This window comes from Neptuniibacter sp. QD72_48 (assembly GCF_047778065.1).
In the GTDB taxonomy this organism is placed as follows: domain Bacteria; phylum Pseudomonadota; class Gammaproteobacteria; order Pseudomonadales; family Balneatricaceae; genus Neptuniibacter.
Genome location: NZ_CP180547.1, coordinates 1,499,614 through 1,524,756, shown reverse-complemented (window position 1 = coordinate 1,524,756; position 25,143 = coordinate 1,499,614). Strand labels below are relative to the sequence as shown.

At 42.5% G+C, this 25,143-nt stretch carries 25 protein-coding genes; 6 read left to right on the top strand and 19 right to left on the bottom strand.

What is annotated here, in order from left to right; translation table 11 throughout:
• Positions 1-231 precede the first annotated feature (231 nt).
• On the top strand, positions 232-1,176 hold the full coding sequence (locus tag ACMXYX_RS06750) for a GTP-binding protein (RefSeq protein WP_415898007.1): 945 nt from the start codon (positions 232-234) through the stop codon (positions 1,174-1,176).
• A gap of 80 nt (positions 1,177-1,256) precedes the next feature.
• Here the strand turns inward: ACMXYX_RS06750 and ACMXYX_RS06745 are convergent, their stop codons facing one another.
• Both ACMXYX_RS06745 and rapA read right to left on the bottom strand, forming a co-directional pair.
• Entirely contained in the window at positions 1,257-2,852 is a 1,596-nt protein-coding gene (locus ACMXYX_RS06745; protein ID WP_415906654.1) for a methyl-accepting chemotaxis protein, read from the bottom strand.
• A 232-nt stretch (positions 2,853-3,084) separates the two neighbouring features.
• The gene (rapA, locus tag ACMXYX_RS06740) at positions 3,085-5,958 is read right to left on the bottom strand and encodes an RNA polymerase-associated protein RapA (RefSeq protein ID WP_415898005.1); all 2,874 of its coding nucleotides are present in this window, start codon (positions 5,956-5,958) and stop codon (positions 3,085-3,087) included.
• Between the two features lie 148 nt (positions 5,959-6,106).
• Here rapA and ACMXYX_RS06735 point away from each other — a divergent pair, with 148 nt between their 5' ends.
• A complete protein-coding gene (locus ACMXYX_RS06735) occupies positions 6,107-6,598 on the top strand; it encodes an NlpC/P60 family protein (protein WP_415898004.1) in 492 nt (163 codons plus the stop codon).
• Here the strand turns inward: ACMXYX_RS06735 and ACMXYX_RS06730 are convergent.
• On the bottom strand, positions 6,522-7,289 hold the full coding sequence (locus tag ACMXYX_RS06730) for a glycine-rich domain-containing protein (RefSeq protein ID WP_415906653.1): 768 nt from the start codon (positions 7,287-7,289) through the stop codon (positions 6,522-6,524). The two genes, ACMXYX_RS06735 and ACMXYX_RS06730, sit on opposite strands and share 77 nt — an antisense overlap.
• A 176-nt stretch (positions 7,290-7,465) precedes the next feature.
• Between ACMXYX_RS06730 and ACMXYX_RS06725 the strand changes: the two genes are divergently transcribed.
• A complete protein-coding gene (locus ACMXYX_RS06725; protein WP_415884228.1) occupies positions 7,466-7,690 on the top strand; it encodes a hypothetical protein in 225 nt (74 codons plus the stop codon).
• Between the two features lie 11 nt (positions 7,691-7,701).
• Here the strand turns inward: ACMXYX_RS06725 and lhgO are convergent, their stop codons facing one another.
• From lhgO to ACMXYX_RS06710, 3 genes are all read right to left on the bottom strand, one after another.
• Complete coding sequence (gene lhgO / locus ACMXYX_RS06720) at positions 7,702-8,898, bottom strand: L-2-hydroxyglutarate oxidase (RefSeq protein ID WP_415898237.1); 1,197 nt, start codon at positions 8,896-8,898, stop codon at positions 7,702-7,704.
• Between the two features lie 59 nt (positions 8,899-8,957).
• Positions 8,958-11,096 (bottom strand): TRAP transporter permease, encoded by a 2,139-nt coding sequence (locus tag ACMXYX_RS06715; protein ID WP_415898002.1) that lies wholly within the window; start codon positions 11,094-11,096, stop codon positions 8,958-8,960.
• 206 nt (positions 11,097-11,302) lie between these two features.
• A complete protein-coding gene (locus tag ACMXYX_RS06710; RefSeq protein WP_415884226.1) occupies positions 11,303-12,331 on the bottom strand; it encodes a TAXI family TRAP transporter solute-binding subunit in 1,029 nt (342 codons plus the stop codon).
• Between the two features lie 510 nt (positions 12,332-12,841).
• Between ACMXYX_RS06710 and ACMXYX_RS06705 the strand changes: the two genes are divergently transcribed.
• Together ACMXYX_RS06705 and ACMXYX_RS06700 are read left to right on the top strand one after the other, a co-directional pair.
• Entirely contained in the window at positions 12,842-13,489 is a 648-nt protein-coding gene (locus ACMXYX_RS06705; protein WP_415898001.1) for a hypothetical protein, read from the top strand.
• 255 nt (positions 13,490-13,744) lie between these two features.
• Positions 13,745-14,677 carry a hypothetical protein gene (locus ACMXYX_RS06700; protein ID WP_415898000.1) on the top strand — a complete coding sequence of 311 codons (933 nt, stop codon included), beginning with the start codon at positions 13,745-13,747 and terminating at the stop codon, positions 14,675-14,677.
• 63 nt (positions 14,678-14,740) lie between these two features.
• Here ACMXYX_RS06700 and ACMXYX_RS06695 read toward each other — a convergent pair whose 3' ends face one another.
• The 8 genes from ACMXYX_RS06695 to ACMXYX_RS06660 form a co-directional block, all read right to left on the bottom strand.
• Positions 14,741-15,127, bottom strand: a complete 387-nt coding sequence (locus tag ACMXYX_RS06695) for a hypothetical protein (protein WP_415906652.1) — start codon at positions 15,125-15,127, stop codon at positions 14,741-14,743.
• 160 nt (positions 15,128-15,287) lie between these two features.
• Positions 15,288-15,836 (bottom strand): hypothetical protein, encoded by a 549-nt coding sequence (locus tag ACMXYX_RS06690; RefSeq protein ID WP_415897998.1) that lies wholly within the window; start codon positions 15,834-15,836, stop codon positions 15,288-15,290.
• 104 nt (positions 15,837-15,940) lie between these two features.
• Positions 15,941-16,276: a DUF4144 family protein gene (locus tag ACMXYX_RS06685; protein WP_415897997.1), complete on the bottom strand. Its 336-nt coding sequence runs from the start codon at positions 16,274-16,276 to the stop codon at positions 15,941-15,943.
• 1 nt (position 16,277) lies between these two features.
• A complete protein-coding gene (locus tag ACMXYX_RS06680) occupies positions 16,278-16,793 on the bottom strand; it encodes an adenylate kinase (RefSeq protein ID WP_415897996.1) in 516 nt (171 codons plus the stop codon).
• Between the two features lie 225 nt (positions 16,794-17,018).
• Complete coding sequence (locus ACMXYX_RS06675) at positions 17,019-17,264, bottom strand: DUF6868 family protein (RefSeq protein WP_415897995.1); 246 nt, start codon at positions 17,262-17,264, stop codon at positions 17,019-17,021.
• An 84-nt stretch (positions 17,265-17,348) separates the two neighbouring features.
• A complete protein-coding gene (locus tag ACMXYX_RS06670; protein ID WP_415897994.1) occupies positions 17,349-17,756 on the bottom strand; it encodes a hypothetical protein in 408 nt (135 codons plus the stop codon).
• Between the two features lie 339 nt (positions 17,757-18,095).
• The gene (locus ACMXYX_RS06665) at positions 18,096-18,878 is read right to left on the bottom strand and encodes a YwqG family protein (protein WP_415897993.1); all 783 of its coding nucleotides are present in this window, start codon (positions 18,876-18,878) and stop codon (positions 18,096-18,098) included.
• Between the two features lie 62 nt (positions 18,879-18,940).
• Positions 18,941-19,585, bottom strand: a complete 645-nt coding sequence (locus ACMXYX_RS06660) for a glutathione S-transferase family protein (protein ID WP_415897992.1) — start codon at positions 19,583-19,585, stop codon at positions 18,941-18,943.
• A gap of 117 nt (positions 19,586-19,702) precedes the next feature.
• On the opposite strand from ACMXYX_RS06660, the gene ACMXYX_RS06655 reads away from it, so the two are divergent.
• The gene (locus ACMXYX_RS06655; protein WP_415897991.1) at positions 19,703-20,107 is read left to right on the top strand and encodes a winged helix-turn-helix transcriptional regulator; all 405 of its coding nucleotides are present in this window, start codon (positions 19,703-19,705) and stop codon (positions 20,105-20,107) included.
• 66 nt (positions 20,108-20,173) lie between these two features.
• On the opposite strand, the gene ACMXYX_RS06650 is transcribed toward ACMXYX_RS06655, so the two are convergent.
• The 5 genes from ACMXYX_RS06650 to ACMXYX_RS06630 form a co-directional block, all read right to left on the bottom strand.
• Positions 20,174-20,944: a hypothetical protein gene (locus ACMXYX_RS06650; RefSeq protein ID WP_415897990.1), complete on the bottom strand. Its 771-nt coding sequence runs from the start codon at positions 20,942-20,944 to the stop codon at positions 20,174-20,176.
• Between the two features lie 73 nt (positions 20,945-21,017).
• Positions 21,018-22,025, bottom strand: coding sequence for a hypothetical protein (locus tag ACMXYX_RS06645; RefSeq protein ID WP_415897989.1), 1,008 nt, complete (start codon positions 22,023-22,025; stop codon positions 21,018-21,020).
• A gap of 142 nt (positions 22,026-22,167) precedes the next feature.
• Complete coding sequence (locus ACMXYX_RS06640; RefSeq protein ID WP_415897988.1) at positions 22,168-22,305, bottom strand: helix-turn-helix domain-containing protein; 138 nt, start codon at positions 22,303-22,305, stop codon at positions 22,168-22,170.
• Positions 22,306-22,588: 283 nt separating this feature from the next.
• Positions 22,589-23,371 carry an FRG domain-containing protein gene (locus ACMXYX_RS06635; RefSeq protein ID WP_415897987.1) on the bottom strand — a complete coding sequence of 261 codons (783 nt, stop codon included), beginning with the start codon at positions 23,369-23,371 and terminating at the stop codon, positions 22,589-22,591.
• Positions 23,372-23,748: 377 nt separating this feature from the next.
• Complete coding sequence (locus tag ACMXYX_RS06630) at positions 23,749-25,137, bottom strand: sigma-54-dependent transcriptional regulator (protein ID WP_415897986.1); 1,389 nt, start codon at positions 25,135-25,137, stop codon at positions 23,749-23,751.
• Positions 25,138-25,143: the final 6 nt, after the last annotated feature.

Below are 25,143 nucleotides of genomic sequence, written 5' to 3'. Positions count from 1 at the left end.
GACACAACACCTCAGAGTTTGGTAATTTGCTCCCTAAAATGAACAGAAACCTCTCAAATATATAACACTGTTAGGAAAAACCTAGTATTCATACTTATAAGCTCATTACTACTATTCACGCTTAGCCATTATGAGCTTTTCTCAACAAGAAGCTTAACATTCACCATGTAACAACAGTACTAGTCATCAATAACTTGGGTTTGTACTTACAATTCTGATAAGGGGTAAAAGTTGTTGGACGACAAAAAAATTATTTTTTTTGGCTCAGTCGGAGCAGGCAAAACAACTGCAATTAGGACTATAAGCGAAATAGACTGTGTCGATACCGACGCAAACACTTCAGACAGTACATCTAAAAGAAAAAAAACAACTACCGTAGCCATGGACTATGGCTATATTACGACTACAAATAATCAACGTATTCATTGCTATGGCGCACCAGGTCAAGAACGCTTCCAATTTATGTGGGAGATCATAACCACTAAATTGGCGCTTGATTGTTCTGGCCTGATTTTGTTTTTGGACAACACCCGAAATTATCCGCAACATGACCTAAAATTCTATACGCAGCATTTTCGTCACCTTACACTTCATAAACCCTTGATTGTGGCTGTAACAAAATCAGATGAAGTAGCAAATCCTACCCATGCCGAATACAAAGGATGGTTGAACGAGCTCAATATAAACGCGCCTATCTATTTTATTGATGCTCGAGAAAAAGAAGACATTCTCTTTTTACTTGAAGAGTTGGTTCCCACACCAAGAGTGGCTCATACTGAGGTTAGTACAACCATAGCAATCGACGATGAGTTAAACCTAGAAGAAGTTATTCAGTACTCCGCCCCTAAAATTAATTTCTCTGATAAAGTATTAGGCAGGATTTCACTCCTAAAAGGAGTAAAAGGAATCGCCTTAATTTCCCCTGAAAACAAGTTAAATCACTCAACGTTAGAAACCCACTTTCTTGTAGAACTTTTACAATTTTTAACAAGTGACTCGTCCTCCTCAAATAAGTGTCATGATAACCATGGAACGGTGAGCGTTGACCTGAGAACTGAAAATAAGTACCACTATATAATTCACTATATAGACGGTTTCATTCTAGCGGTGCTTTGCTTTAAGGAAATAACTCAACTTTCCCTGAAGCAACAAATTGAAAATATATTGCAGTGGTGATCTGTATAATTGGGTTTTGAAATACAAAAATGCCACCCTTGAGGTGGCATTTTAAATTAATCGCTATAGGACCATTTAGATCATAGCTGGAACTTCATCACCAATTGATTAAGTTCGTGCGCTTCTCTTCGAATCTGATCAGTTGCCTCAACCACACGATCCGTATCACGCTTCGTTTGACCTGCAATATCAGAAATATTTACCACTCGATTATCAATATCCGATGCTACAGATGACTGCTGCTCAGCTGCAGTAGATATCATGGTGTTCATTGAAGAGATCGTATTTGCAGAGGAGATAATCTGCTCAAGTACCGCAGCTGCAGAGTTTGCAAGTTCGCTACTGCGATCGGCAAGATCAGTACTAACACCCATAGAAGACACTGCAGATTCTGCTTTGCTCTGTAGACGTTCTATAATCTGCTGGATCTCTTGCGTCGATTGCTGTGTGCGCTGCGCTAAGGTACGTACCTCATCAGCAACAACCGCAAATCCACGACCTTGATCACCAGCACGTGCCGCCTCGATCGCCGCATTCAATGCCAATAGATTTGTTTGTTCAGCAATGTCGTTGATCACAGAAGTTACGTTACCCACGGCAAGTGTTTCCGCTTCAAGCTCTTTAATCGCCGATGCTGTTTTATTCAGCATTGTTAGCATCTCTTGTGCTTGATTACCGGATTGACCAACAACATCACCACCACTCTTAGCATGAGTGTCAGTCTCTTGCGCGGCTTGCTCTGCTTCTACTGCATTGTTAGCAACTTCCTGTACAGTTGCACTCATTTCGGTCATAGCCGCCGCAACCAGTTCAATATCTTCGTACTGGCGACTAACACCATTGCTGGCATCTGAAGTGGCTTCAACAACATTAGTTACATGACGCTCAGTGTTGCGCGCAACCGTCTGAACCGTTTTCAACAGATCACCTACATGGTTTAACATGTTGTTGTAGGCGTTGAACATCTGCCCTATTTCATTATCGGTATGGGAGATATCAAAACGATGCGAGAAGTTACCCTGACCAACTTCTACCATGCGTGCGTTTAAACGCTTGATGTTATTCATCAGCATGCTCAAACCAAACACTCGACCAAACACAACCAGCAACAGGATGCCGACCACGCATACAAACGCAATTAACAGCTGGTTCATGCTTGTCGCGCTAGCTTGTGTGGTGAGCATACCCACCGCTTTATTCATCTCTTTAAGAATTACCGGTGACTGCTTGGTTATTTCAGCAAGTGTAATATCAGTTGGTTGATTCACATGACTGTTAATCAGTGTTTTATAACTACCCCATAGTTTATCAACGTGCTGCATCTGCTTAACAATCGCTGGATCTTTGATTGCATTCATACCCAACGCTGCATCACCCAACATAAGTTTTTTGTGGGATGACTCAAACAATTCCATGGTTTTACGAAGGGTGGTTTGTTGCTCAACATTTGCAGCAACTAATAGTGCTTCTTTTGCGATTTTCTGACTCAACATGCGCTGACGACCTGCCATATCAATGGTCTGAGGATTGATCGACATGCTGAAGTAAAGACTGATTCCTGAAGATGCGGCCAGTATAAATACTAGGGCATAAGACAGGGTAAATTGACTATTAAGAGTTTTAAAACCACAGGTTCTTAAAACTGTATCGATTACATTAGCTAGAGACCGGAACATGACCCCTCCTTGGCTAGTGGAGAAATAAACTTAAGAGAATACAGAAATAACTAAGCAAAGAGACATCAGACCGAACTCCCGCTCTAGTTTTGTGCTGCCATTGTATGCAATGGCATAAGTAATTTACTTGTTTAAGATCAAGTAATCGTTGGAAGGTATTATTATCGGCGTAAAAAGCCCCGAAACGTATGCTTCAGGGCTTAATTAAATAACAATAAATCGTGCTATATGTTTACTCGTGCGTCACCACTGCAATACGAATCGAATCCATCTTCAGTGAAGCGCCTTCAACAGCAGCCAACAGATCTTCTTCGCGGATTGTCAGCGCCTCTAGCTCTTCATCACGAATATTTGGATTCACTTTAGCCAAGGCTTTTAAGCGATCCAACTCTGTTTCCATCTGTTCAGTAATGGACGCTTTCGCTTGTGCAAGCAGATCCGCTTCTGTTTGCTCAACCTGAGCTTCAAGCTTAGTAACTAGCTCAGTAATCTCTTCACGGGTATGTTTTACCAAGTTGTACGCAACATTCTTACCTACACGTTTACCCAAAGTAGCGAAGTGCTGTTCGGTAATCACACCCGTTAGATCGTTGCCATTACTATCGATCACACGGCGAACGCACGCATCTGGAAGGTAACGCTGCAGTTGCAGAGAACGATCGGAAATAGAGTGGATGCGGAAAACGGCTTCAATCAGCAAACTACCCGCTTTCAGTGGTAGAAGCTTCATTGTACACAGGGTTGAGCTACCGTAGCTGCCTTCTAGCATCATCTCCATACCGCCAGACACCATTGGGTGCTCCCAGCTTAGGAAATGCATATCTTCACGAGATAGTGCTTCGTTACGCTGGAAAGTAGCGGTCATACCGTCACTTGGTAAGCCTGGGAAATGGCTATTCAGCATATGATCGCCCGGATGAAGGATCACACCATTAATGCCTGTGGTTTCTTGCTCAACACCAAAGTGATCAAAGATACGGCCCATAAAGGACGCTAACTTACCTGGCTGGCTATCTTCTTCAACCGCATCTAACAGCTCTTCAGCCATATCAGCGTTGCAGGAGTTAAGCTCGAGCAAACGATCACGGCCTTCCTGCAATTCAGCTAACAACGCTGATTGAGTTTGAGCCGTTTCATCGATGAGTGCATCAACCGCTGTCTGATCCAGTGGGTTTTCCATGCACTCATGTAACTGCGCGGCATATTGCTGTAACAAGGATTGACCTGTAGGGCATACCTGCTCAAACGCACCTAATCCTTCTGCGTACCAACGTAGCAGCACCGATTGCGCGCTACCAGCGAAATAAGGCACATGAATATTTACATCTTGAAGCTGACCGATACGGTCCAGACGACCGATTCGCTGTTCCAGTAGATCTGGATTCATAGGCAGATCGAACATCACCATGTGGTGTGCAAATTGGAAGTTACGACCTTCACTCCCGATCTCAGAACAGATCAGCAGCTGAGCACCCTGCTCAGAATCTGCAAAGTAAGCCGCAGCGCGGTCTCGTTCAACAAGGCTCATGCCTTCGTGAAACAGTGCTGTACGCTTACCTTCAAATAGGCGTAGCTGTTTCTCTAGAGTAATAGCTGTTTGCGCGTGCGCACAAATCACTAGAACCTTTTCACCTTTGTAATCTTCCAACCATTTGATCAACCAGTCAGCACGGTTATCTTCTAATAGCCAAGCAGAACCTTCACCATTACCGATCAAAGATTCTGGGTGCAACTGACGCTCCATTGGTGCATCGGCAATCACTTCTTTATACGCGTCCGGTAACGGTAGTTCGTAGCTGTGAAGCTTACGCTCTGGGAAGCCTTGTACACTTTCACGTGTATTACGGAAAAGCACTCGGCCTGTGCCATGCTGATCTAAAAGAGTGCGTACGGTTTTCTCGATTAACTGTTCACGTTCTTCAGAATCATCATCTTTGTGAACTTCCAGATGATCTGCCATCTCATCGCCCAGATACTGGTGCAATAACGCAGTAAAGGCTTCATCCTTCAATGCTTCACCCCAACCTTCTGGGTTCTGTAGCGTTTCGATCAACTGGTTAACGCATTTGAAAGCCTGCTCTTCTTCAATGAACTTTTGCAGATCGTAATAACGGTCTGGATCCAGCAAGCGCAAACGAGCAAAGTGGCTCTCGATACCCAACTGTTCTGGCGTTGCAGTCAAAAGCAGTAGGCCTTTGACATGCTGTGCAAGGCTCTCAATGCAGGTATAAGCGTGGCTCGCGCCCTCTTCACTCCAACCGAGGTGATGAGCTTCGTCCACCACCATAAGATCCCAACCTGCTTCTACCGCTTGTTCAAGATGCTTTTCATGCTGAGTAAATAGTGACAATGGGCTTAACACCAATTGTGCTGTCTCAAAAGGATTACCTTCGCTTTCAGCGCAACGACCCTCATCCATAATAGAGAAATGCAGGTTAAAACGACGCAACATCTCCACCAGCCACTGGTGAATCAAGCTATCAGGTACAACCACCAGCACTCGACTCGCTAAACCAGAAACTAACTGTTGATGAAGAATCAAACCTGCTTCAATGGTTTTACCCAAACCTACTTCGTCAGCTAGCAATACGCGTGGTGCAGTACGCTTACCCACTTCAGAAGCGATATAGAACTGGTGTGGCAAATATTGAACACGAGGACCGATCAAACCGTAAGCGGCAGAGTTCTGGTGCTGATGTTGTAGCTTTAAAGTTTCTTGACGTAGTTCGTAGTGACGAAGCTTATCGATCTGGCCTGCAAACAAACGCTCGTAAGGTTTACTGAAATGAACCGCACTTTCTAATGATGCTTCATGAATAATCTGTTCGTTACCTTCGGCATCATCTCCAAAATAGATAACACAGCCTTTGCTTTCTTGATGCTCAGTAACAGTGATAGACAGACCTTCATCGTCAGAAATTTGGTCGCCAATAGGGTAAACAATGCGGCTTAATGGAGCATTGCTTTGCGCGTAGGTACGCTCTTCACCGATTGCAGGAAAAAAAATCGTTACACTGCGATTAACCAATTCAGTGACTACACCTAAACCTAACTCAGCTTCTGTATAGCTGTACCAACGTTGGCCGACCTGAAAATCTTCTGTCATGAACTCTTCGCTTACTAAGGGCTGGAAAAATAGCTGGGCATAATAGGCAGTTACAGCCCGAAAGCCAAACGGTTTTAAGCTTTTGTAAATTTTAGTTGGCGTTATACTGTTCGCAACCCTGATCTATACGAAAAGAAGGTGAAATTTGATGAAATTTTATACTCCTATCGTTCTTATACTAACCGGTGTTGTTTTAAGCGGTTGCTCAAGTACGTTAAAACAGTCGTCTTCTCCAACTGTATCTATGCAGGCGCAATCACCTGTAAGCCAAGCTTTACTCGATCAATATAATAGTTGGGCAGGTACACCCTATCGTCTTGGTGGGAACAATAGATTAGGAATTGATTGCTCCGCATTTACCCAAATCACTTTTAGAGATCAGTTTGGTCTGGATATTCCACGCACCACACGCGATCAATTAGGTAGCGGCTCCAACATTTCTAAAAGTCAGTTAAAGGCAGGAGATTTAGTCTTCTTTCAGACCGGCTATAAACAAAGGCATGTAGGTGTGTATGTGCAGGAGGGGCAATTCTTACATGCCTCCACCAGCAAGGGCGTTATCATCAGTCGTTTAGATAACCCTTACTGGAGCAAACATTACTGGACCGCTCGCAGGCCAGAAGGCATTGATGTGCGGTAGTAACTAACTGCTGCCACCACCCCCCCCCTCCTCCGCTACAACCGGAGCTACAGCTAGAGCCACTACCCAAGTCGCTACCAGAATCGCTGCTAGAGTCGTTACCAGAGCTACAGCCACCGATACCACATCCGATATGGCTAGCGCAGTAGCCATCGTTTTCACGACCTTTACAGTTTAATTGGTAGGTGAAGCCATCCTCGATTTTTAGTTCAGCATCAATCGCGAACAAAAGAGGTAAACGCCTAGGCTTAGCAGGATAGATTCCCTCACGCAAACACGAGAATTTCCAAGCCCGTTGAATCCCTACTTGCGCTTGGGTTGGCTTTTCCATCGCTTCAGCGGGTGTATGATGTAAAAATTGACCCAGCGCTTTAGAACAGAACACCTCATAATCGCGGGTAAACAAAATAAACTCATGCCATACCACATCCACCGCCTGCGATGGCATTGCTATAGCTCTGTTTTTTGCAGCTAGGCAGATTAGAAAGAACACTCTTAGCCCTTCCATTACCTTGTCACAATCAGCATCGGAAAGGTGCGGATAGCGCTTTCTTAGTTCTACGGTTAGACGCTCAGGGAAAACATAACTCTCGATCAGTTCTCGGCGTTGCTTCTTAACCTTCCGTTGTCGCAATTGCCAATACATTATCAAGAGAAAAACAGAGATAAACGATAATGCTATAAAGCTCATTTCACATCCTTGCTTATTCGTTTACAGAAAAACCATCGTTAACTGAAACACTATCACGATGGCTCATCAAATAGTCAAAAGACCATCAAATTAAGAATTTTTCTGATAACAAAACCTAGTTTTTGCGACTAGGCTGCAACGTAATTAAAACTATAAAAAAGATGGCAGGAAAAGTAATGGAATATTGTAAGGAATGCACCGAAGTGATGATCGCTACGGACGGCAACCCAAGTAAAGAACAATTGCAAAAATTAGGGAAGCCTGAAGCCAAAGAGTGGTGCAAAATCTGTAAGGAGTTGATGATGGCTAACTATCAACTCCGTCAAGAGTGCGATAACCAAGCAAAGCACTTTGGTCAACGCCATCAGAAAAGTGAGGGCTTTACACGCTTTGACGTATAAAGCCCCTCTGTTTACTTCTCTACTAACACGCTCACCTGCTCAACAATATGCTGACCAATCGGGATAGCAGAGGTTGCAGCTGGCGATGGCGCGTTACATACCGCTAGTGCCCTACTCGTATTCATAAACAAGAAGTCATCGATCACATCCCCGTTTTTAGAAACCGCCTGAGCACGAATACCCGCTGGATACTCTTTCATATCATCTAGCGTTAGAGACGGACAGTATTTCTGAACCAGCTTTAGATAACCCGGTTTTGAGATTGAGTTTTTCAACTCCGTCATACTTGCCTTGAAGTGCTTGAATAGCAGCTTAATCATCCCCGGATAGGTAAGCATCTGGAAACTATCTTTCAAACTGATATCGGTCTTTTTGTAACCTTCACGTTTGAACGCTAACACGGCGTTAGGGCCAACGGTTACCGTACCATCGATCATACGGGTCAGATGTACGCCCAAGAACGGCAGGTCAGGGTCTGGGATCGGGTAGATTAGATGATTCACAATCTGATTATGTTGCTCATCTAACAGATAGTATTCACCACGGAATGGAATGATACGGAAATCAGGTTCTAACCCCATCATCTCAACAATACGATCAGACTGGAGCCCCGAACAGCTCACTAAAAAGCGTCCTTGGAAACGCTCATTTTCAGCAAAAACAGTCACGCGATCGGCGAACTCTTCAATACCTGTAACGCGAGTATTAAAGCGAACTTCACCACCGGCCTGCTCAACCAATTCACCCATCTTACTGGAGATCTGTGTGTAACAGACAATACCTGTAGAAGGCACAAAGATGGCACCTACACCATTGATATTAGGTTCACGCTCGTGCAGTCGCGCTTGATCTAACACCTCGATCTCGATGCCATTTTCAGCGCAACGGCCAACAAGTGCCTGCATACGCTCAAGCTCTTTCTGGTTGGTCGCAACTAAAAGCTTGCCGCACTCATCAAACGGGATATCGTGTTCACGGCAAAACGCTTTAGTAGCTACGTTACCTTCTTTACAGAAACGTGCTTTCAAGCTGCCCGGCTTGTAATAAACACCGGCATGTATAACACCCGAGTTATGACCCGTTTGATGTTGAGCCGCACTGGACTCTTTTTCTATAACCAAGACCGATTTGCCTGGATACTTTTTCTGTAATTGCCACGCAGTCGACATCCCTAGAATGCCGCCACCAATGACAATGAAATCATATATTTTTTTATCTGAAGTCAGGCTCACACCTAATATCCTTAAGTCAGTACTCGAAGGCAGTGCTATGCAGCACTACCTTCTGAATCCGCAAAACGACGGCTATACATAAAGATCACAGCGAACAGTGCCGCAGCAACCAAATTGATCAGCACTTCACCGTGTGGCCAAAGCAGAGCAACTGCCAGAGCGCCACAGATTATACGCAGAACAATATTCAACTTCCCTTCTAAATAGCCTTCCATAAAGCCAACAAAGGCATACAAACCAAAGACAGCAAAGATAAAGATGCTAAACACCTCCATCGCTGTACCACCAATAAAGTTGGTATAAGCAAATAGAAGCGGCACGATATACAAACCTTTCGCGACCTTCCAAGCAGTGAAGCCTGTTGCCATAGGTGGTGTTTTTGCAATTGCAGCTGCAGCAAACGCGGTTAAGCAAACCGGTGGCGTAACGTTAGAGTCTTGCGACAACCAGAAGATAATCATGTGTGCAGACAGTAGAATCATCGCCAACACTTCCGGCGCCATCGCCTGCTCTAGAAGCTGCCCTTTAAAGTCCGCTGGTACTAGATCAAGTAGCGCTCTGGCATCAGCTTCCGCCATAGGTGCAGATAACAAAGCAACCTTCTCCATATCCACCAGCATAAAGATGGTTTTAGCTGCTTCTGGTAACGTGCCCTCAACAATCATATCCAACAGTCGGCTTTCAGCCATCAAACCATAAAGCGCTGGCGCAGAAAGCGTTGCCAATACGATATAAGCCGCCGTAACCGGTAAGCCCATACCTAAGATAAGCGATGCTAAAGCAACCAATACCAAGGTGATAAACAAGCTACCGCTCGCCCAGTCAGTCACCATCAGTGAGAAGGTATTACCGATACCGGTCATCGCAACCACATTCACAACCAAGCCTACTGAGATCAGGAGCATTGCAGTGGTCGCCATGTTTTTAGAGCCTTGCGCTAAAGCATCCAAAATGGCTTTAGGCCCCATTGGGTTCTTGGATAACCAAGATGAAACAATCACCGAGATAATCGACAAGCCTGCAGCATAGGTTGGCGTGAAGCCATAGATAAGCAGTGCGACAAGAACAACCAGAGGAAGCAGGAAGTGCCAGCCCTCTTTAAATACTTCACCAATCGGGCGTGTATCCAGCTCAACCGCGTGCGCATGGCTACGCTTTGCTTCAACTCGCACGAAGAAGCCTACAGATAGGAAATACAACAATGCAGGAAGTGCAGCAATGGCAATGATATCCAGATAAGAGATCTGAGTATAAGACGCCATGATAAAGGCACCCGCACCCATAACCGGAGGCATTAATTGTCCACCCGTTGATGCTGCGGCCTCAACCCCGGCAGAGAATCTGGCAGGGAAACCCGCCTTTCTCATTAATGGGATAGTAATTACACCCGTAGATACAGTATTTGCTACAGAAGAACCTGATACTGAACCCATTAGGCCAGAACCTAATACCGCTACGAAACCCGGGCCACCAACAAATCGGCCAGCCGCACAGCGGGATAGATCAATAATAAAATCACCTGCACCAGACTTAACTAGGAAAGCGCCGAACAGGATAAACATAAACACATAGGTCCAGGAGATACGCGCGATCTGACCGAACATACCTTCTGAAGAGAAATAAGATCGATATAGTAGCGTCTCAAGACTCAATCCGGCAAAACCGAAAATGCCATCGATATACTTACCCCACCAAAATACATAAGTCAGCGCAGCAAGAATTAAACAAGGGATAAACCACCCAGTTGTTCTACGCGCCATTTCTAAAGCAATAAAGATAGCGCAAACAGAGAAGACCCAATCCCATTGGGCAAACTTCACACCTCGGTCATACAGCGCATCTTCAAAACCGATAAGGTAAAGCGCACAGACAATAGCGGCGATGCCTAACAGTACATCCAACACTAAACCAAGCTTTTGCTTAGCCTCGCTACCACCTTTGAACATAGGCACCATCAAACCACACATCAGCGCAAAACCGCCAAAGTGGATGGCAGAGACATAAAGCTCTGACCAAGTACCCAGAGTATTGAAGTAGATATGAGCTATGGCGAACATTACGCCAATCCAATAAACCGCTCGCCCTGTTAGCGACTGTTCTGGACGCTTTGCTAACTCTAGCCCTTTTAATTTTTCACTGACTTCCTGGTCGGTAACAGAAGTTTCTGTAGCCATGCTTTCTGATCGCTCACACTGATATTACAGCCAGCCGATCCCCTTCCGAGTTCGGATGACCATGATCGTAATATAGGAATTAGGGTGGTGCAGATCTCAGTCTCGCTGGTAACTGAGTCTGCACCGGGTCGAACCTAAAAGCTGGGAACTAAACTAAATGACCACATAGTCAACGTTTAGTTCCTCTGAAGAGTCGTCTCTCCAGCTTATTTAGCTGTTAGGTGCTCAGGTATGTTGATACCTTTTTCTTTGTAGTAACGCGCTGCACCTGGGTGTAGTGGTACAGGAAGACCTGCGATCGCTTTTTCTAGTGCCATCGCTTTAGTCGCTTTATGAATACCGTTTAGGAACGGTAGGTTTTCATAAACAGTTTTAGTTAGTAGGTATACATCTTCCTCGGATACATCATCACGTACCGCTAGGAAGTTTGGCTGTGCCATTGTATTGATTGCTTTAGTTTGACCTGGATAAGTATTCGCTGGAATCTGATAACGAGTCCAAAGCTGGTAACCACCGTTAGCTTCTTTGATCTGCTCATCAGTAAAGTTAAGAACAGTAATGTCGCTACCTAGTGCAGCATAAGCACGTGTAATCGCAGACGTTGGAACACCTGATGGGATGTTCATACCTTCGATAGTACCGTTCTGAAGAGCATCAGCAGAAGCACCGTAACCCATGTGCGCTAGATTAAAGCCATCAACATTAACATCTAAATTGCCAAGGATCGTACGGCCAGAACCTTCTGTACCTGAGTTCTTTTTACCAATTGAGAATTTTTTACCTTCAAAAGCAGTAATGTCAGAAATTGTGCCTGTTTTAGCTAGGTCACTTTTAACTACAAACTGCTCAACGTTCTGCCATAGCATAGTTACAGAACGAAGATTTTTATTTGCGCCAGTCTCTTTTAAACGCCCTTCACCATTCCAAGCCCACGCGCCGTATAGACCTTGTAGGATCGCAAACTGAGCTTCGTTTTCGCCCAACAGTTTAACGTTCTCACCCGAACCTGCTGAGTTGATCGCGGACATAGAAATCTTATGTTTTGGCTCTAACTTAACTTTAGTTAGTGTCGCCAACGCTACACCTACAGGGTAATAAGTACCGCCAGTAGATGCTGTAGCCAAAATGTAAGAGCGCTTATCATCAGCCTGTGCCAGACCTGCAGCGCCCATAGCTGTACTCATTGCTAGGGCTACGCCCATACCTTTAATAAAAGTGCGTTTTGTTATTGTCATCCTCTTACCCTTCTCCAGTTTGAGGTTTTTTTATAAAGTTTTGAGTTACACCCCTTCTGTATAGCAATGGGTATGCCATAAAACAAAAATTAAAATTAACCATTTAAAAACAGATAGTTATAAGAAACCCACAAAACCCCTTTACCTCGATAGGCAAAATATTGCTTATTTAAAATCAAGTAATAAGCAAAATTACGCTCAAAAATTCGATTTAATCAGCAGTTCTCGATGAGAATTCAGAGATCAGTGGGCGAACCTGTTGATATAAAGAATGATTAAGCGTCATAAAGTATTTTTCGATCTCCAAACAAGACTAAAGGCTAACAAGGATCCACTAGCTGAATTCAGCATCCGTAAAAGTAGGCAAAAAATTGCTTATCCAGCAAAGCAATCAAATCTTAAGGCATATTCAATGGAGAAAAAGATCATATTTCCCATAGAGATAACGGAACTAATCAGGGAGAATGATCTCAGAAATATACTACCTAACTGGACGCTAAGGCATTACTGATGACCCTGACTACAGGCAGCATCGGCCAACATCAAACATCGGTTGGCACCACCCAAAATACCGCTGAAACGGCTTCGACAAATAAATCGGCAACTGAAAAAGAAAGTAGCAAGGCCTCAACACAGCCAAGCAACCTGTCGGATCGCGCGCAGAAGGTCCAAAAACTCAATGAAGAGTTTTTTACCGGCGGTCCAAAAAGCGTCAAAATTACACCTGAATTTATCCAACGCTTGAATGAATATGGCTTTCTAAACGACAGTGAAGCATCTCGCTATCTAACCGACCAACAAAGCTTAGGAACGGCGCAAGACGACACTGTCGGTCAGTTAAGTGACTTTATTGATGACTTCAGCAATAAGCTGCGTGAAGAATCTAGCGAGAGCAGCTTGGTAGCAACGCTGGAGAAAGCGAAAAAAGTCTTAGACAACCTTGGTAATACCAACAGTAATTCCGCACTGGATATTAAAACGACCACAGCAGAGCTTACGCAATACCTCAATTCTGATGACGCTATAACACTCAACGAAGAAGATAGAGATCATCTATCCCAGCTTCAGATGGTTTTGGGGATCGCTGATAAGCTACAACCAGAAAACCTATCGCGATCACAATTAAACGATTACGTCAGAGTTCTGAACGGGTTTTAAGTCAGTAATTGCTTTGTCCTACTATAAGAAGAGAAATCAAGAGTAGTAATATCTGATGTTTTTCTTTGCTGCAAACCACCCCTTTTCAAAACTCAGCTCCTTCTTTTGGTTAATTTTTTCTAATTGAAATCTCTTATACCATTACCATTATTGTAACAAAACTGTAACAATTGGTTTTTTCTAATAGAATACTTCAAACAATTTTGTCAAAATACGCTTATTGGTATTACAAATAGCAAATATTGAGGCGCTCCATTGCTTTATAAGTTTTTGTCTAACTTTTCTACCTCAACGCTAAGGAAAGCAGAGCAAGAACAGTCGAATATATTTTTAATTTTTCTACTACTTCTAATTGGTTTAGGGCTGCCCGCCCATGCTAATCAGGTTAGCCAGATTAAAACAATCGCACCTCAATCTTCATACGATGTCAGTCATCATTACTTTGTAACCCTCTTGCAGAATGTTCTAGAAACTACAGCAGACAAGTATGGACATAGTCAGGTTGTATATTCATCTCAGATGGAACAAGGACGTGCCCTTTATGAGCTAACGAAAGGCTCGAAATTAGATGTATATTGGGCAGGCACGTCTATCTCACGTGAACGAACACTAATACCGATTCGTATCCCTTTGCTTAAAGGCCTATTAGGTTTTAGAGCCAGCATTATTCGCGCAGAGGATGAAGAAAAGTTCAGAGCTATTACTAGTATTAAACAACTACAAGATCTCACAGCTTGTCAGGGGGCTCATTGGCCTGATTCAGATATTTTAGAAAATGCTGGATTGGCTGTTCGCCGAAATCCAGTCTATGAAAACATGTTTACAGAACTCGCTGAAGGCCGTTGCGACTTTTTTCCACGCGGCATTCACGAAGGCGGTGGTGAAGTTGCCGCTAGATTGGCAATCTATCCAAACTTAAAATTGTTCACGGATTTTGTTATCTATTATCCCTTCCCTATGTACTTCTTTGTGAGTTCAAAAAACCCAGAACTCGCAGAGCGTATCAGCAAGGGCTTAGAAGCAAACATAGATTCAGGTTCGTTAGATCAGCATCTTCAAAGCCACCCAGTTACATCACGCTTATTCCCTATGGAGCAATGGCAAGACAAACAAGTATTCGTTTTGGATAACCCGCTGTTACCACGTAATACACCAACAGAAAATAATAGATATTGGATAAAACCTTAGTGTATTAGGCAGTTAAGATCATCAAATTTTGTTTCTCCCTACTGCCTAACTCTCTATCTTTACTTATTGCCTATCAGAACCTTTAACAAATATCCTTTCAGAACCACTTTCATTCCAGTAAAAGGCGTAACCCTGCTCAAAATTCCACTCACCAATTAGCTTCATCTCTGCCCCCTCTTGAGTCCATTTCAGATCGGCTAACTGCAGCATCGGTAAAGGGATCTCACCTAAATTATTCTTATGCTGATCTACGATCTTTATGAATCCGGGTTTATCTGAGGAAGATCCGGGCATCGTCGGGGTAAAAGATCTATAAGTGTTGTAGCTTATGATCGCGGTATATCGACCAGAAGGATCTTGCAGGGTGTAATAGACAGTTCTCGATGTGAAGAATAAAAAGCTGATCACCGCTATTGTTACAAGTAGCAATAAGGCAATTTTTAATTTCATGATGGGTAAATCCTTTTTATCTCATCCATTGCCTTAATACTGCAGCCGTCGATAAACAATCGTCTTAGCACCATTACAAAAAACGGGCGACTGTCCAACACAGCTCGCCCGTTCTTTTCAACTAGATAGGTATTAACTAACTAGTAAAATAGATGCTTATCTATTTTGCTGAAAATTCAGTTCTGTTAGGAATTGCAGCGAAATCAATGAGCTCTTTTTCCATGTTAAAGCCATTAGCTTCAAACCAATCGATAAGCTCTTTCTCACGGTTTTCGTTGTAGAATCTGTGCGAATACATCAGCACTACACTGTGACCATCCACAAGGCTAGCACGGGCCATAACCCCTTCAGCTACCTCTTCACCAGACATTACACCAACTACAACAAACTTAGTTGAAGCGCCATCTTCAGCTGCTATTTTAATCGCTTTTACCAAACGGCCGTTCTGCGAGTAGCCATCACGTAAATCGTTAGCTAATTCTTCAAGGTCATCTTCACTACGTGTGCTAGATGAGAAAATCACAGAAACCTTTTCGTTCCAGCTTTCTTTGTCTTTATCGGCACCCGTGAAGTACGAGTGCGTGAACTCTTCACTACCGTTATATGCGTAAGATTTGCCGTTTAGCTGAATTGGCTCAACCGCCAAAACTGAGGTACTCAGCATCATCGCTGCACAAAGAGAGACTACACCTGTGATTCTTTTGATCATGTTCTTTCCTAACCGTTTTTATAATTTTTGGTTTGCTACTTACTTTTCGTCTCAAATAAGCAACAAACAGAATAATTCTACCCTGACCTGATTATTGCCAGTTGTCAGCGCTCTTCAAACTGGCCGACAGTAGTAATTCCTTCGGCAATTGAGCCAATAGAAAACTTAGATACGCAGCATTCGCCGATTGAAGAGAAATGCGCTCTAATCAAATCCACCATTTCTTCAAGTTCAAAATGCTCTTCGACGAGCCTTGGCATAACAAGGCGATCCTCTCTCTCCTCTAGAGAAAATAAGACGCCATCCGAATCGATTAAACGGTCATCAGCATCATAAACAACGGCATGAAGATCATGATCGGTTTCCCACTCAGATCCATTGGAGATATAAGTCAGTTCACTATCTCCCTGATACTTAATAATGGCTGGCCACTTAATCATGTTACCTCGCATGTACCTTTATAAATGCCTTTAGTTCTGAAAGGCTACGGATCACAAAAACAGACTTATGCTGAGCCATACCTTGAACCTCCGCCATAAATTCATCGTTCCAAAACGAAGGCGACAAGCGCAGCATTTTATAACTCTGCATACTGCCTTTCAGCACCGAACTTCCTTCTGGCCAACCTTCAGGCTTAATAAACATTCCTTTAAGCAACCGCTTAGTAACAAACCAATAACTCGTCGGATAAGGAAGGTCGATATACACTAATGTATCGGCCACATCTAAACGCTTCTTAAAAGCCCCCAAAGGACCTAGGCCATCGATGATCCAACTATCAGAGGCCAATATATTTTCATGGGCTTTATCAAAGATTTCACGTGCGACAGGCTCGCCACTTTGCTGATAGAACAATGAATCGAGTTGATGAAGTGGCAAACCGCTTACCTTTGCCAAGGTTTTGCTCAAGATTGATTTTCCACTACCCGGCTTTCCAAAAACTGCGACTTTCCTCATGGGTGCTCCCTATTTGAATATCCCCAGAGGCAGAAACAATAAACCCACCGTCTAGGGTGGGTTTAATAAATTCAGCGCATCAAGCATCCCACCATTCCTAAGGAATGATGATAATTCGTGCTACGTATTGATCTTGTTTGATGCTCATACAGCTATCGTCATAGATGGTGCCGAGATTGTCAATTTCTCAATTGCTGTATTTATTTCAACAGTTAGCGTCTCGCTTTAATAACCCATCAGCTTTAAAGAAAGGTAAGGGATAATAAATAGGCACAACGATAGCAATTTGAAATTGGCTAAGTATTTAAAGTACAAAGCAGGCAACTGATCCTCACTAACACCCAAAAGCTTTGAATGTAGAGGGATCACAGACGAGCGCATGAACATCAAAGCCAACGTAGTAAAAAGAAGAACAGCAATACTTAAAATAGATCCCCAACCAAAGAACGCCGTAATCTGATCAACACTCATATCGAACTCTCCCTATTTCAAATAGCTTCTATTTCAAAAGCCTCAGCTCTAGAAATAGTTTAGACAGATTCTGAACCTAAGACGTTAATCAGAAAGCCCTTTGACCTTAACAACCTTCTTAAACCAGTTTTGTTTAGGATAATGGATAAACATCTCAAATTGGTTTGGGCCGTTAAAGGTTAGTTTGTAGTGATCTTTAGATAGCTCAACCACTGTATCCAAAAGATAAGAATTATAGAAAGGCATAAAGCTGTAAGAGCCAACAAGCTCTAACTGCTTACTAATCACGATAACTTCACAGCCTTCTTCGAACGGACAGTCCCAATTCAAAAAGAGAAGATAATAATCCGGCAGCTCAAATTGCTGATCGATAAGATAGCCTGGCACAGTGAAATCTAGCCTTTCTCCACAAAAGAACAGCGCAGATTGAAGCGGCCGACCTTCATACTCTCCTTCGTGTTCTTGAATGGTGAATTTATCGCAAGAGATCATAATTTTACTCTGGCATTATGTGCCGACTATTTTGCAGCAAAAACTGTCAAAGTGATTGTTTTGAGTAAACGGCAGATACTGCGAAGAAAACGAAATATCGTGATAGCGATAAAGGGAGTCAATACCAACAGAGCGACTGTAAACAAGGGATCAGAAGGTTCCACTATAGACGCGTTATTACTCTTATCCCTAAAAATCCCACCATGTCGCACATAGGTGTAAATAATATAATAAGCCCACGACTGGAGGATAAGTATTGCAGAATGGACTGCAAGCTCTATAAGCTGTTCTCTTAGTTTTTCACTCAACTATTAGGCTCCCATACCACTTACAGAGTTACTAAGAGCAATCCCAGTTATACCAAACTTTGGAAAAGTCATTTTGCTTTAGGGCCTCCTCCTCAATAAAGAAGTTACCGACCCCCATATCACCCCACATAATTTCGTCATCACCTACGGATTCCGAATCCATTTGAAACAACAACACCCATCGATCATCTTTCCCAAGGGTACGCGGGTCTTCTTGGGTAAAACAAGCATACCCTCCAACCTTACTCCCCTCGGAAGAAAAATTGTCATAAATATACTCGCCAAGATCCTCTTCATAATCGAACGGATCACATGCGTATTTTTCAAATCGGAAATCAGTAGGCGAAGGGATTTCGCTTTCAACTCGGCCTTCTACACGAAACTCACGATTGAGAGGAAGGTAACTATCCTTATGAGGTGTTGGTAGATCACTCTCCAGCAATTCAGTATTCATCTCAATAACCGAATGATAAACGACTCTGTATCCACTTGGAGAATTAAGGACTTCCTCGATTGGATTATCAAAGTCCATCCCGTAAAGGTCATCATCTTCAATAAAGAACTGAAGAAGACCACTTACGGGATAACCTTCAATATTTGGTAGCTCAGCAAAATTTAGCTGAGCAAGTAATATCAACTTTTCGCCAGCCTTAGATTTGGGATAATCCATTCCCTTAGGCCAATAGGCTTTGCCACCAAACTTACTACTCCATACATGCTTTGCGTTTTCAGCTATGGGGCTTAGTTTTAGGGCAGGTAGTGCGTACTGCTGTAAAGAAGCGCGTATTGCTTGAGCTTGAGTTTCAATATCCATTTGTTACTCCTAAATACATTTATTAAGACTGAAAGGCTCTGAATTAAAGGGCTTTGACCCTTTTATATTGGCTTCCTACCTATTTCATCAGGCGCCGCCTGTGTAGAAGCCCAATGAACATTTCCTCTTATACGCTCATAAAAACGAACAATATTCGGGAAACACTCCCAATCAATAGGCATTGCTGCTTGAAACATTTCAACGTGGCCTAGTGCATAGTCTGCAAGAGTCCAGTCGTCACCGACAATAAACTCACGCCCGTCTAAATGCGCCTCAAGCACAGGACCATAACGATTCAATTCTTCTGTATAAAAATCAACGACTGCCTGATTAGTCTCACCAAGACCAAACGATGGTTTTGCCACACTTTGAAAAGCAATAACGCCTAGCGCTTTGTTGAAATGTGCCAACTCCCAGCACAGCCATTTTAGTACCTCAGCCTTTCCAGCGGCATGTATAGGCAACAAACTCTGATTTGCCGTGATTTCGCATAAGTAGGTATTGATTGCATTGGATTCCCAAAGTACAACATCGTTATCCACCAGTGTGGGTGACAGTCCGTTTGGGTTTAGCTTCAGGTATTCCTCAGTTTGGGTATCACCTGCAAAGATATCCAGCCAAACCACTTCAGGCGTTAAACCCAAATGACGAACAACGGAAAGTACTTTTCTGCCATTAGGCGAACCATTAATTAAATAAAGCTTCATAGTACATTTCTCTTAATTCCTCAAAAGGCTTTGCAGACCATTTACTTGCAAAACGAAAGTAATACAAAGCTAAACCAACAACTTTCGTTTTGCAAGTAATGAAGTTATATTATGCACATGAAAAAGACATTACGTTCATCCTGTCCGATTAACTTTGGTCTTGAAATATTTGGTGATCAATGGAGCTTGATGATCATTCGCGACATAGTGTTCAATCAAAAGAGCACTTATGGCGACTTCCTGAATTCCGCGGAAAGCATCTCAACCAATATACTAGCCAAGCGATTAGACCACCTATTGAAGTCAGGCTTACTGACGAAGCATCGGTGTCCTGATAATGGTCGAATTATTCGCTATAGGCTTACCGACAAAGGTAAGTCACTTATACCTGTATTGCTTGAGATGATTATCTGGGGAGCAGACAATGGTGAACATAATCCGTCACTATCTGCATGGGCAAATTCGATTCGTGCGGACAAGGAGCAAGCATTAAAAGATGCTCTGGCACGGATTGATGAGTGAAAACCTTAACTTTTAAAGTTGCTCGCAAACACTAAAGGGCTTTGACCCCTTTAGTTCTTTTAGTTTCTATTTATTTAGCCTCTCAAACTCTCTAAGATCTACCTCTTCACAACCTTCAGACATCAATAGTTTCAACTCATCATTGATTGGATACACCCCAGCACTTGAGTGACTGTATCCATACGCACCTATATACACATCTTCTGTATCAATTTCAGGAACGGGTTCAAAATAGACATAGCCATCAATTTTATAATCAACTAACAGCCCAAGGATCTTAATAACGGAATGAGCATCCATATGCTCATTTAAAGCGACTACCTTACATTCTAAAAGTTCGGAGTATTCATCTGCACCAAAAATTGACTCTAACCTTATACCGCCTACTTTCAAAGACTTTCTAATTTCAGAATAGTCAGGCATTAGTTTATTAAGAGCAACAGCCCAACTTCCCCAGCTAATAGTTTGTGTCTGAGCAGACACTTTCAACAGGTTTTCTAGTCTTTTGACTTCATCCTTCAATGCATTTGCATCTTGAGACTCATCTTTCTTGACCGTAACAATCTGATTTGATTTCTTATCGAGGTATTGAGAATAGAAAGCATCTTCTTGAAGCTCAGGTCGAAATCTTGTTTGTAATAAGAAAATAGCACCTAGGAACATAGGCACGTTGAAAACCGCCGCAATAACTAAAACAGAACTCTCCCATCCGTCAGAGCCCAAAGCGACAGCCGAGCTTAAAAAGCTTCCATTAACTACGATTAAGCCAACTAACCACGCTGCCAACAATTGAATCGGCTTTGTTACTTTTTGTGGATCAACTTTCTGGTTATTCATTATTACCCTTACATACCTCATGAAGCCTAATGCTTAAATCAGGTGCGCCGTGGGCGGCGCCTAGATTTACTTGTTAGAGCATTTTTTCATAATGCTTTATTAGTTTTTTGTTGTATTTTTGACCTAATCCAAAGCGAAACTTTATAAATCTTTTTTGATCTGCGGTTAAATCGCTCACATCTGGTGTGTGAAGAGATGTAATCCAGTTTTGCCACTCATATATGTTAATTAAAGAGCGTATCGTAAACTCTCTTTCATAAAGGTTTTCATCGATATTAAAAGTGATATCCTCACCAGATGAATACTCAACATAGTCTCTAGAGCATTGCTCAAATATGGTGCCAATCCCTTTTTTATAGTCTAAAGAGTGATCTTTAACATACGCAGAATTGTATTCTTCAATGTGTGACTCAGATAAGTCATTTGCGAACATGGGTTGTATAAATATTCTACCGTTCTCACGTATGTTTTTTCTTATGATGGGATTCATGATGCGATTTCTTCCATTCACAACATCAAACCCCATTTCGTCCCTATCTTTGTATAAAAAAGAATGTGTTGGATATGGGAACCCTAAACGCCGTGATGCAAGAAATACGGTTGATATATTGGTGAAACAAACGTTGTTGATAGATAGTGTGAATGCAGTGGGTGCCAATTGAAATGAGAAAGATTCAATTCCACCCATGTTGAGCTTTTTCCTGTCAGATTTGAATTTCTCAATGATGAGCATTCTATCAAACTGACCAATCCTGCTCTTTATATGAAAGTGTGGTTCTACTTTTAATGCTAACTCTGGATTTGTATGGGTTTTATCTAGCATGATCATACCAAGCCAGATTCCAACCCGGACTTTATCGAACCAGTCTAAGCAAATCGACAGCATTTCTGTTGTAATGGAACCGCCTGTAATTATAGTTTCTATTATTGGTTTAACTTGACCTTCCAAATCTGCAAATTCGTTATTGCATATATTACATGCAGGAAAAGTGAATTGGTCAAAAGCAAATATTCGATCTTCTATTCCATCTGCACTCTTTTTAAAACCAAAGCTTGCTTGCCTCTTCGGATTCCCAGTCATTTCTATAAGCCATCGCGGAATGACATGTTCTTTAGTTTTTCCGTCTGGTTTTGAACCGCAAAATACACAAAATCTAGACAATTAATATTACTTCTATATTGATGGTTGATGTATATGATGCTCTAACATTTGTATATGTGGATTAATGGGCTTTGACCCCTTTAATATTAGCTAGCTGACCACTCTCGACACGTTGAATAGTCCTTGTGCTCAAGCCAACCATTGTTGCGAGCTCTTCTTGAGACCAATTCCGATCTGTTCTTAATTTCTTTACGATCATTTGTAATTCCTCGCCAACTGAGCCTCAAATATGGCGCAAAAGCTAAGTTGGCGGTGACGAAAGCGACCTGACAGTTAGGCGACAGGTCTTTATATAGCGATAAATCACTGATATTTAGTAAAGGCTTTAGTACAAGCAATGAAACTTTATTAAAAAGGCTTCGCCCCCTTTAATTCACTTTAATTATTATTTCTAACCGAATCAGCTCTAGTAAATATTTCAGACTGATCAAAGACTTAGCAATTAACAAGAAAGTACTTGGCACTCTTTTTTTTATATCGCTTTACTCTGGAGTATACTCACGCAATATCCGCTTAGATAATGAATTTAAATCTTGGTATACAGTATCTTCAGCAATACCAATTTTTAACAAAGTTTCCATGAGTTCTCTACGAGCTTCACTTCCATTGATTTCAATCTTAAATATTTCCTTACAATTTCCATCAACAAAATAATCGTCAATTTTTTTACTGTTATGTCCATGCAATGTAAAAGTCCCTTGTTGAGACGAAATTCGCTTATTTGTAAATTGCATTTTTATAGCAATTGCATTTTTTCCTGTTTTTGCGGTTACATTTGAAAGAGTTTTTGGAAGATAACTACTCAAATCGAATTGCTTTTCATCAGAAACACTATGAGTGAATATCGATTGTTCAGACCCTGTATTAATGTTGTTGAGTTGTAAGTGGTTCATACACCAAACAACTCTATTTTCATTTTCTTCATCTTTTTCAAGGGCAAAAAACAGAGCTATAAGTGGAGATATACTCCAATCAAGCAACCTCGTTGGCAGTCCATAATGCTGCATTAGGGCATACTGCTCAAAAGCACCTAGTGTCTTCACCGTTGAATCATACAATGGGCTACTCGTGAGAAACTCATCTATCATGCCTTCATGCTTTATTTCTTCAACCTGTCTCCATTGAATCCCAGATAATAGTTCATAACTTTGATCAGATACTCCTCGGTACCAAAGCTCGGACTCATGACAAGAAACTCGCTCATTGATCTCTTGGACTGCACGAACATAATCACAGAAGTTATTTACATCAAATGTTGTAATCATTGACCACTCTTAAATTAAAATTATCTTAAGTATGTTTTTAAGCTAACGCACTAAAACTCTTAGATAAAATACTTCGTGCATTGACCTTATCTACATACGTTTAAATTCAGATATAAAATCTGCAAGTAAGGAGAACTTAGAAATGAAAGAGTTTCCCCATAAAAATAATCACATGTTATATAGAAATTGATACAGCAGCCTAGGCACAAAAAGCTCGATGTACCTACAAACGCCCGACTTCCATCTGTCTGATGCAGTTAACTTTTTAACCTAGCTGTGGAGGCAATACAAGAAAAGTGTTTGAGATAGAGCCTGTAGATGCCCAAACTCTATCTCAAATAGCCTACTGATACATATTTGATTTTGATTGAACCGCTTTAAGTGTAATCAGCCCTATTAATCCCGTACTTCGCCATCTTCTGGTTTAACGTACGTCTTGGCAGGTCAAGGGCATCCATCACCGCTTTGATATTACCTTGGTGCTGTTGTAAAGAGCGTTTGATTACTTCAGCTTCAAAGCCTGCCACTTGTACTGCTAGGGGTTGGCTGATATCCCCATCTAAATGTGAAGCCTGCAGATTACTAGTATCAGGGAAAAGAATGTCACTCACCGATACGCGCTTATCCAAAGCGTAACGCATTGCGATATTTTTTAGCTCGCGAACATTACCCGGCCACTGGTAACTTTGCAGGGTGCGGAAGTCTTGCTCGGGCAGTGCTCGCTGCTCTTTATCGTGAGACTCTGAGGTCATACGCACATAGTGCTCAAACAGTAATGGCGTATCTTCTAGACGATCTCGTAATGGCGGGATATGCAGCTGCGATACGTTTAGGCGATAGAAAAGATCTTCTCGGAAATCGTCCTCTTCCCGCAGATCCGTTTTAGCCGCAGCAATCACACGCAGATCGACTTTGATCGGTGAATTACCACCTAGGCGCTCAATCACACCTTCCTGCAGTGCACGTAGTAGCTTGATCTGCAGATGAAGTGGCATGCTCTCGATCTCATCAAGAAACAGTGTGCCACCACTGGCGTATTCAAACTTACCGATTCGGCGTTTTGCTGCACCGGTAAAAGCTCCCGCTTCGTGACCAAAGAGCTCGCTCTCAATTAGAGATTCTGGAATTGCACCGCAGTTGATCGGTACAAAGTGTTTATCTTTACGATGGCTAAATTCATGTAGCGATTGCGCCACCAGCTCCTTACCCGTACCGGTTTCACCGTAGATGATGACATTGGTATCAAGATCAGCCAGCGTTAGGATCTCTTGCTTTAATCGCCTGATCGCTGGCGATATACCAATTAAGCGTTGGTCGATACCGCTGGAAGACGCTAAATTTTGCTGCAGGCGTAGGTTATCCAACATTAGACGACGTTTTTCACAAGCCCGTTGGATTGTCTCTACTAAGCGCTCTGGGTTGAAAGGTTTTTCAATAAAATCATAAGCGCCCTTTCTCATGGCGCCAATGGCCATATCGACATCGCCGTGACCGGTTACCAGTACAACAGGGAAACCGGGTACAGTCTCTAGGATTTTGTCCATCAACTCTAAACCGGTCATCTCTGGCATTTTGACATCGCTGACAACAATACCAGGGAAGTCGACTTGGATATGGCTAAGCGCCTGCTGGCCGCTATCACAGCCAATCACATCAAAACCGGCCATTTGTAACCATTTTTCGGTAGATTTCCGCACCATGGCTTCATCGTCTACCAATAAAACAGTACCTCTGGATGACTGATTTGGTGATTGCTTATCTGTCATTACAAC